Origin of the sequence: Cyanobium sp. HWJ4-Hawea, assembly GCF_024345815.1 — a bacterium.
GTDB lineage: Bacteria > Cyanobacteriota > Cyanobacteriia > PCC-6307 > Cyanobiaceae > Cyanobium_A.
In genome coordinates this window covers 1-8,213 of record NZ_JAGQBV010000073.1, presented here as the reverse complement: position 1 = coordinate 8,213, position 8,213 = coordinate 1, and the positions used below count along the sequence as shown (strand labels likewise).

Sequence of the window (8,213 nt, the reverse complement as noted above, 5' to 3'; positions counted from 1 at the left end):
GTGCTGAACCTGCCAGGGTTGTTGGTTTGAGGAAGGCTGCGGCCATCGCGCAGCTGGATGAAAAGCACATGCGCTCGCCCTGGGAGGTGGCGCTATCGCGTTGGGACAAGTAGGGAACTGGCAACTGAATCAGTTGCTGGCTGGCTGGAGTGGAAATCACGGCATGGAGCGCGGTGCTCCATAGGGTTCCGTGGATGTTGGTCGGTCTTCAGCCAGAGTGGAATGGCAGGGAAGCCAGTAAAGGCCTCCGGGCTAGCTGTGGCTTTCACCCTCAATATTTACCCAATCTTGGTGACCCATAAATCCAGTTCAGGGCCAGAAAAGCAAAGGTTTGATCGGGCTTTTCTGTTGATTCAGCTGGCCGTGGGTTTGCTCTGGGTTGGGCTGTTGCCCCAGCTGGGGGGAGCCGATGGGAACAGCAGGCCCAGCGCCGACAGCATCCGCTGGATCCTCCTTTGGACGGCCTGGTGCCCCACCATTGCCACGGCTGCATGGCAGGCAAGGGGTAGGTCTTGGTGGCAGCTGGTCTGCAGCGATGCCGCTACGGCTGGCATTTTGTCGCTGCTAGCCCTGACTATCTACGTACCAATTTTATTTACCCAGGTGGTGTGGATCTTGCCCTTTGCCCTATTGCCACGGGGCTGTATTGCGGCCGTACTTACAAATGGCGCCCGCTGGAGTAGGCGATGGCGCTAACCCACATGGCGGTGAGCGGATATCGCTCACTGCGCCAACTTGTGCTGCCGATGGGCAAGCTCACCCTGGTCACGGGGCTGAATGGCTCGGGTAAATCAAATCTCTACCGCTCCCTACGCCTGCTTTCCGCCGTTGCCCAGGGGCGACTAATCACGGCCCTGGCCCAGGAAGGTGGTCTGCCGGCGGTGATGTGGGCGGGCCAGGACGTAGGCAACCACCACAAGGCAGCGCGGTTACGGCTTGGTTTTGCCACCGATGAACTCTCCTATGCAATTGAGCTCGGCTACCCCCAGGACCCCCATTCGGCGTTTGCCCTGGATCCCGAAATCAAGCACGAGTGGATATGGGCGGGATCTGCCTTCCATCCCAGAGCCCTGCTGACCGAGCGGGCCGGTGCCCTGCAGGCAGGTGTGGACCCAAGCGGTGTTGCATCTGGGGGCTTGTTCAACTGTGGCATCGATCCCCGTGAGGCACCTGAGGTGTATGTGTTGCGCGACCTGATCCAGAGCTGGCGCTTCTATGACGGGTTTCGCTCCGATGCCGGCGCCCCAGCCCGCAATCCAGGCATCGCCACCCGTTGCATCGCCCTGGGCGGTGATGGCCACGATTTACCCGCGGCAATCAGAACTATTCAGGAGATCGGCGATTGGGAGGGACTGCAGATGGCGATCGATGCGGCCTTCCCAGGTTGTGAGATTTTCGTAGACAAAAGCACGGCCATCTTCCGGCTTCAGATGAAGCAACCCGGTTTGCTTAGGGCCCTTGATGCCTCCGAGCTTTCGGATGGCACCATGCGTTATCTACTACTTATGGCCGCCCTATATAGCCCGCGCCTGCCGCCCCTGTTGGTATTGAATGAGCCTGAAAATAGTTTGCATCCAGGATTAATTACGCCCCTGGCGCAGCAAATTGGCAAGATATCCCAGCTAACTCAAATTTGGGTGATTGCCCACAATCTGGAATTGATTGAGGCTCTCTCAGCTGTAGAGGGCTGCCGCCACCACAGACTTGAGCGCGATGCTGGGGCCACAGATTTGCCAGGCCAAAGTATCTTGGAAAAAGCAGCCTGGCGATGGCCGTAAGGTGCCTTTCCTAAATAGGCGCATGCTCAAGGGAGTGCGACTGAAGGCAAAGATTCCAGGCAACGTCCGGTTGGGTCGCTAGAACAATATTGTCTTTTTTTTAGGCCTGTGATCACTTCCGCCTTTCGCTCCAAAATTGGGCAGATTGCCATCTTTAGCTCGCTGCTCTGCGCGGGGATAGCCTCCGCTCCCCCTAGCCATGCCCAGAGCCTCAACTACCCCCGGCCGGGAGTGGTTTGCGATCCGGGTCGGGGCGTGCCTTCCTGCTACGACAGCTACGGGCTTTCACTGGGCATTACCCGGGAGTACTACGGCCCCCAGGCGGAGCAAAACCTGCTGACCAATCTTGATGGCCGTCCGGCACCCACGGAGTTTCGGCTCAGCAACGGTGCCGCCTGCAGTGTGGGCCAGAGGCTCTGCTGGAGTGATGGCTGGAGCAAGGGCCAACCCGATTACCGGCTCAGCCAGCAGCTGTTCTCAAATGGTGGAGGTTCCCCGTCCGGTGGGGGCTATCCCAGTGGTGGCAACTATCCCAGCGGGGGTAACAAGGTGGAGAAGCAGGAGGTGGGCTATTGCACGCTGTTTAAGGGAAACAGTAAGACCTATTCGGGATCATGCGATATTCGTACTGTGACCCGTACCGATAAGGATAAGGTGCGTTTTGTGTTGAATTTTAATAACGGAACCAGCTATCAGTTTGTCACTGCAGATGGCAGGACAACGATTCAAGATCCCGATGGCTACACCTATCCAGTGAGCCGTTCGGATTCAGGCACCACCAACTACCTGCGCTGGCAAAACAACTCACTGTCGGTGATGCACACCAACGGTAATAACGCTGGAGCTGCTGCTGGTGATGCCCTAGGCACCGGCATCGGCAATCTGCTGAAGGGGTTGTTTAAGTAAGTAGCTTCAGCATTGATACAGCAAAGGATAGATGTTTGCTTCTCAGCAAGCATCTATCCTTTTTTGATTGTTTCTTAAGATACGGGCGAATTAGCCCTGCTTATTTAGAGAATTGGCTCCTCTAGAATTTCCAGCGTAAGCCACCGCCATAATTTACCTGCTGACCATTGCTCCAAATACTGCCACCAACTCCTGCGTAAAGAGAGAATGCTTCGGATGTTTCGTATTCTATGTTTAGTTCAAGGCTAACATTGTTGATGCCGCTATTTTGCCCGGTTACATCGATTGAGCCAAGGGCAGGTATTTGTGTAAAGGAAGAGCTGAGGCCCCGCTCCGTATTGCTATTACCCATAAAATCGTATTGATAAGCAATTGAAAGACGAGGAATGATTCGATTTGATTTGTTCAGCTTGATTGGCGTTTCCAATGTGGCACCCAGGCCAGCCAAAAGTGAATCTGCGGTATGTCCTTTTATTGTGAGATTTAGGGAGTCTGCACCACTCTCTTGGAAAGTGCCCTGGTTGTGAAGGCTATAGGCAATTTGTGCAGTTGGTTTGATTCTTATGGAATTTTTGGTGTCTTGGCTCTTGTTCAAAATCCAGTCGTATTCGGCCTGTATCGCAGAGGTGAATCCGTTCCCTGACCAGTTGGCAGTGGCGGCTCGGTTGATGTCTCCAAAAGCGATATTTCGATTCGATTGATATTGGAGGTTGGTATATCCGATTAGCGCCTTAAGTTTCCAGGTTTCACTTGGCTGATAAACTCCCCATAGTCCTCCAGAAAAAGTATTTGAATTAATGCTTGTGCTGGCATATTCGTAGTTATAAAGATTCGCCTGTCCATAGCCGAAAGCGGCTCCAACGCTTAGCTTCTCGGAGGCATCGAATTGAAGGCCATAGGTTGACTGAAAAATATTATAGTCTAAGGATGCAAGATCATTGTTGCTATCTAGTGATGCTTGGCTGTTGTCGGCATCGATTAATAGAGACCAGCGAGTTGCTTGCTTGATTTTCTTGGGCTTGCAGTCTGCTGGACGGTTTTGGCTATTTATTTTAATAAATGAACCATCCGGTAGTGTGCAGGCATCGGTTTCAATAATAAAACGGCTTGAATTGCTATTGGATGAAAGTGCCAATGTATTTTTTCGGAATTGTTCCATAGCTTGAAGTGCCACTGATTGCATTGATGCATAGGGCTCTGCGCTGATTTGGTGAAGCGCCTGATTCAATGAAGACCTGGTGGGTAGTGAGTAGAGAGCTCCAAGTACATTGACAAAGTCTGCTGGCAGAAGAGCCGCATCCGTCTGAGACGATGTGTAACCAGAATTTGTTCCCTGAGTGGTTGGAATTGGTACTCCACCTGTGACTCCTTGCTGAACCGCACCTTGGAGTGAACTTGCTCCTGCATCAATAGCTTTTGCTATGCCGACATTATTATTTGTGCTTCCGTTTACTCCTGTCCCTGGTGTATTTATATTTTTGCAGGCATTGGCATCTCCACTATTAAGTACGCACCTTTTCTCGTTGGTTACGGGATTGCCAGCGGCGGCTTGTGTAATGCCACCACCAGTTGCTTTTACTGTATTAATTGTCGCTTGCCCTGGTGGGAGGCTTACCGGAATGTCAGGTTGGGCCGGAGTCGGTGTTGGAGTTGGAGTTGGATCAACTACTGCTTGTTTCTGAACCCACCCGAACTGAAGCTTTGTGCAGTTTGGATCATTTATACCTGTGCATTTAATCGCACCTTTCAGTGAGCTAAAGCGAGGATCGGTCTCTCGTAGAAAGTCGTAACCTGAACTGCCAACTACACCAAGCTTCGTATTAAGCCCTAATTCACCTCCCCGCGTACCAGCTGGCACATCTATTGCTGTGTAGGCAATTCCTGGTGTGATTGATGTTCCCTGCAGCGACTCGATATCAAGATTGCCTTCGACAAGAATAGTTCGATTGGCGCCGGTAAGCTTTAATTGATCGCTACTTGTTCCGTTGACTTCAATTAGTAATGTACCGCTAGGAGTTTGCTCGTAGTTGCCATCAACAATTAATGTTCCTATCTCGCCTCCACTCACCCCGCTCTTACCTGGTGAAACAATACCGAGGTTCTGGACAGAGCCAGATATTGTGCCGATACCGCCTAGTACTCCCTGGGTTTTAACAGTTGTATTCGATTGAATCGTACCGTTTATCTCAAGTACTCCTGCATTAATCTCGGTGTTGCCGGTGTATGTGCTTTGGCCACTTAATGTTAGTTTTCCAGATCCAATTTTAGTCAATGTGCCGTTGACACCACCGATTACGCCGGTAAACGTGGTAGTTCGATAGTTTTGGCCAACAATCAGTGAGCCTACGCCTGTGCCACTATTCAATTCAATGCTTCCACCACCTTCTATGGAGCCAACGGTTTCATTTCTTCCTGTTAGGTCAAGTGTTGCCCCAGGTTGAATCGAGACTGCTGATTGATTTGGAATTACTTCGTTCGCGCCGGCTAGTAGGCGGCCGGAAGCTATATCTGTGAAACCGCTATAGATATTGCTAGCCGTTAACGTTGTAGTCGCACCTGTGCCGCTGCTGTCGCTAAAGGTAATGTTGCCCGGGGTCCCAACATTTAAGTCGCTGAAAACACCGCTGAATATACTTGCATTGCCATTTGAATCAATTTTGTTGGTTGCCGAGTCGTTAAGCGCGAAGTTCTGAGTAATGGATGTGTAGCTTTTGTCGACCGTAAGTGTTCCCCCTGCAAATACAGGAGTTAGTATCTCAGGTGTTATCAAAAGGTTCGATGACAGGTTAAGGCCGCTACCCCCTGCTACGTTACCCCTTGCAATAATTGGCGACGCAGCTACGGCGTAGTAGCCATAAGCGTTTAGCAAGTAATTTATAAAGGGAGTATATGGTGCTTGGACGGGTGAGTCTCCACTGTCAATACTGACCGGACTTGAAGTTATATTTATCGTATCATTGTATGGTGAATAGTTATTTACAAAGAATGGGCACCATATCCCATACCTTGTTTCGGTGTAGAGGCTATTGCTGCAGCCATAGGTCGTGCCAAATAGGTAGCTGGTCCCTGGTGGATTAAGAGCAGCTGAGAACTTGCGTGCTTCTGTCGAGTCGTCATGGGTGCCGATCCATGGAGATACCCTGATGCGTGAAAGGAGGGCTGGATCGCTTGGGAAGCCCTGCACTAGCTGGATGTTGTAGCTAATGCCATCGACTACAACAGGTATTGATGCTGGTATTGGGTTGGCGAGGCTGCTTTCATTAATCCCAGTGATCAGGCTGCCTATCGCCAAGAGTGCGGGCGTTAGATGCCTTACCTTTTTTAAATGCTGCCCCTTCAATCCTTCAGTCCCTTAAAGATTTCCATTGTAGTTGGCGCTATGTAGTGAGGGGCTAGGAATGTGGCTCTTGGTTCTCTGTCACATTGCAGGAATTTTCCGTATGACTTTTTCTAAAAGTCCACGTTTGTTGTTTTGAGCTCTCAGCCTGCCAGTACCAGCAGATCTAGGGCTTCCTGTTGGATATGAATTTGCGTGCGAGCAAGGATCTGTTCGCCCCTTTCCCAGGCGGATTTTCGTGACAGTAGCTCCAGATCATTGAACCATTTAGTTTTGGTCATCTGGCCGCCATGGAGGCGGATGTGATAAACGTAGGACCCAATTACTACGCCTGGCGCCATTGATGTAACTGCCATCATCATGCCAATGTCTTCTGCCTGGGGGAGCCCCATCCAGCCACCAGCTTTTTTAAGCAAATTTGCCTCCACCAGCAGGGTGGTCGGGCCGAGGGGAATGCTGTCGCTTGGGCTGGGCCAGGCCCGCCAGATATCCCCAGCCGCACTGGGGCCAGGGGCCACTATTGCGGGATCCAGCTTGTGGTCATCGGTGCAATAACCCGCCGCCCATAGTGCGCCATGGTTGCAATTGATTGCTTCAAGGCGTTTGTCTATTGAATGGGGGTGGAGCCAGTCGTCGTCGTCTGCACTGGTAATCCAGCGGCCCTTTGCCACGGCAAGCCCTAGGTTTCGCGCTGCCGCCTGGCCCACGGGGCGTTCTGTATAAATTATGGTAGCAGACTTACAGAAATCTATGGGCAGGAACTCCTGTTTTGTTCCGTCTACAACTATTACGTGCTCAATATCGCAGTCATTATTTTTGAGGCTTTGATTTAGCTCCTCCAGCATCTCCAGGCGATCTGGCAGGAGCCTGGTGGGGGTTATTACGCTTACGGTCATCTAATGCCTACGTACTATGGAGGCATCGATTTGTCGCTTAAAACTTGATATTTTGCCAACTATATTATTCATTCAATTACCTTAGCGGCTTCATCTCTGCGCCGTTGCTTCACCGTTGCTGTGATGTTGGTTCGCGCAGATTTGGCCTAGCTCCTTCCCCAGCGCTCACTGAGGTCCCATAGCTCACGGGCTAGTGCTTCGGATTTGGCCTCAGCACTGGGCTCGGATGGCCCAAATTCCAGCCTGCCGGGGCCCAGCACCCTGTTGCTCCAGTAGCCAAAGCCAGGCTGGTGGTTTGGGAAATTGCTGGCCAGCCCCGCCAGCAGTGTCCCCGCTTTTTGGGGTGTTTCGCAGACCCGCAGCAGGTCTCTTGCCGCAAGGGCAAAGAGGGCTTGGCCCAAGGGGTTGTGGCTGCGGCTGTAGCGAAAGAAGCCGCCGCCTTGGCGGGGGATCACCAGCCCCGGGCTCCAGGCCAGCACCTGGATTTGTCCCCTTTGTCTGCGTTCCAGCTCCTGGGCCATCAGCAGGTTGCAGAGCTTGCTGTCCTTGTAGGCCTTTTCGGCATTGAAGCGGCTGATCCCATCGAGCATCGGCGCCCCCGGGCCCTGGCGCAGCCCGGCTAAATCCCCAAGCCCGGCAGCCTGGCCGACCTTGCCGCCAGGGGTGCTGGGGTCGTGCACCTCCGAGCCCGTAACCACCAGCCGCGGCTTGCTGGCCTGCTTCAGCAGGGGCAAAAGCTGCTGCAGCAGCACCTGGTGGGCCAGATGGTTTACGGCGATCGTCAGCTCAAAGCCCTGGGCCGACCATCGCGGCTCGGCGGCGCCGCTGTATTGCAGGCCTGCGTTGAGCACCAGGCTGTCAATGGGTTTGCCTGCCTGGAGCAAGGATTGGCCGAACTCCAGGACACTGCCCAGATCCGCCAGATCGCAGATCGGCGTTTGGATCTGGCTTTCCAGGCCCTGGCGCAGGCCTAGGCGGTTGCGCAGCCCAGTGGCCGTGGCCCCATCCCGGCAGGGCAGGGTTAGTTGATGGCCAGCTGCTAGCAACTGGCTTGCCGCTTCGAAGCCGATCCCGGAGCTGGCGCCGGTGATCAGGATGTGCAGGCTTGGCTGGTTCCCGTCACTCCCCATGGAACCCGCCTCGATTGGCTTTCATTTTGCCGCTGCCCTGCGATGATTGGTCGATGGGCGATCAAGAGCTTGTGCTGCTGCACGCGGCACCTTCCTATTACTCGATGGTGGCCCGGCTGGCCCTGGTGGAGGCGGGCGTGGCGTTTTGCAGCCAATTAATAGATAT

Annotated in this window: 6 protein-coding genes; 3 read left to right on the top strand and 3 right to left on the bottom strand. The window is 53.2% G+C overall.

The window, feature by feature from the left end; all coding sequences use genetic code 11:
- The first annotated feature begins 291 nt into the window (after window positions 1–291).
- The 3 genes from KBY58_RS12125 to KBY58_RS12115 all read left to right on the top strand — a co-directional run bounded on the left by KBY58_RS12125 (window position 292) and on the right by KBY58_RS12115 (window position 2,684).
- On the top strand, window positions 292–696 hold the full coding sequence (locus KBY58_RS12125) for a hypothetical protein (RefSeq protein ID WP_255004582.1): 405 nt from the start codon (window positions 292–294) through the stop codon (window positions 694–696).
- Window positions 687–1,778, top strand: coding sequence for an AAA family ATPase (locus KBY58_RS12120; RefSeq protein WP_255004581.1), 1,092 nt, complete (start codon window positions 687–689; stop codon window positions 1,776–1,778). Before KBY58_RS12125 ends, KBY58_RS12120 begins: the two co-directional genes overlap by 10 nt.
- A 108-nt stretch (window positions 1,779–1,886) precedes the next feature.
- Window positions 1,887–2,684 (top strand): YcgJ family protein, encoded by a 798-nt coding sequence (locus KBY58_RS12115; protein WP_255004580.1) that lies wholly within the window; start codon window positions 1,887–1,889, stop codon window positions 2,682–2,684.
- A 121-nt stretch (window positions 2,685–2,805) separates the two neighbouring features.
- Here the strand turns inward: KBY58_RS12115 and KBY58_RS12110 are convergent, their stop codons facing one another.
- The 3 genes from KBY58_RS12110 to KBY58_RS12100 form a co-directional block, all read right to left on the bottom strand.
- Window positions 2,806–6,024, bottom strand: a complete 3,219-nt coding sequence (locus tag KBY58_RS12110; protein ID WP_255004579.1) for an autotransporter domain-containing protein — start codon at window positions 6,022–6,024, stop codon at window positions 2,806–2,808.
- Window positions 6,025–6,164: 140 nt separating this feature from the next.
- Entirely contained in the window at window positions 6,165–6,917 is a 753-nt protein-coding gene (locus KBY58_RS12105; RefSeq protein WP_255004577.1) for a glycosyltransferase family 2 protein, read from the bottom strand.
- A 146-nt stretch (window positions 6,918–7,063) separates the two neighbouring features.
- Entirely contained in the window at window positions 7,064–8,047 is a 984-nt protein-coding gene (locus KBY58_RS12100) for an SDR family NAD(P)-dependent oxidoreductase (RefSeq protein ID WP_255004576.1), read from the bottom strand.
- Window positions 8,048–8,213: the final 166 nt, after the last annotated feature.